Genomic DNA, 998 nt, shown 5'->3' with positions numbered 1-998 from the left:
TCTTCAAGCTGACTTAGACCGTCGATGATGTCACCGAAACGCGCTTTCATCTGACCAACGACCAATTGCCACATTTCAGTATCACGCTCAACAACCGTTGCTACCGCATCAAACGTCAAACGCTTACGTGCGAAAAGCTGTTTGGATGAATCTTCATCTTCGATCATCATCAATGAAACGTTTGGATTTTCTAGCAGATTTCGAGCATGGCGAGCAATCTGAGAGATCAAAACGAAGTAACCTTCCTGATTCTGAACATAAGGCGCGTAACTTACGTTCGGACGGCCTTCGCTGTCTACCGTTGCAAGCTGTAAAGTACGGCGCTCCTGACGAAATTCTTTAATCTCTGGCCCTAGGCGGCCTTGCAAACGCTCTTGTTTAACTTGTTGATCCATATTGATACCTGACTTTATTTCTATTTATTTGTCCCGAATTCTAGTTCGGTTATGTATGTTCGTGGTCGCGACTTCTCACACCCTTGAATGTAAAAGCCGCGACGACTGGCTGTCTTTGTTACTGATTTAGCTCAGCTTGCATGGCACGAAACGCCGTTACCTGCTCAGCAATAAGTTCGCGTTTTTCATCACGCCCTAAGTACACTTTGAAGATATTGCTGCCGCATTCAGAGAAAAAGCCAAAGTAGTGACTTTCACGTCCCATAAACGGTTTACTGACCAGCGCGATATTTTTCACGTTATCCAATTTGAGGTGACCATGCAGTTCACCTTCTCGCCCCATTAGGTTGTAATAACCACGCGCAACTTTGCCTTTCGGAAAAGGCGCTTTCACTTCGAAAATGGAGCCGAAGGAGTGTACGATCGTCGTCACTGGGCCAAAGCCAACTAGGCTTTCAAGGATTGTTTGCGCTTGTTCGCCCGGAGCAATCGCAACCATCTCTTGCGGCAGTGCAGCGACAACATCAAATTCTGTCACACCTAAACGCTCTGCCATTGCGGCAGGCAGAAGTTGAGGTTCTTGTTCCAATAGAACTTCTACCT

The 998-nt window shown here is 46.6% G+C and carries 2 protein-coding genes; both read right to left on the bottom strand.

From position 1 onward, the window contains the following. Nucleotides 1-395 (bottom strand): pyridoxamine 5'-phosphate oxidase family protein (locus R7Q46_RS25385; protein WP_318077966.1); only part of this gene is annotated, 395 nt, incomplete at its 3' end. Nucleotides 396-513: 118 nt separating this feature from the next. Beyond that, on the bottom strand, nucleotides 514-998 hold a 485-nt coding region (gene hutX, locus R7Q46_RS25380; protein ID WP_318077965.1), incomplete at its 5' end, for a heme utilization cystosolic carrier protein HutX.

The sequence above is a fragment of the Vibrio sp. 811 genome, assembly GCF_033339195.1.
Note: the sequence above shows the minus strand (reverse complement) of the source record. Positions and strands in the feature narration are given on the sequence as shown.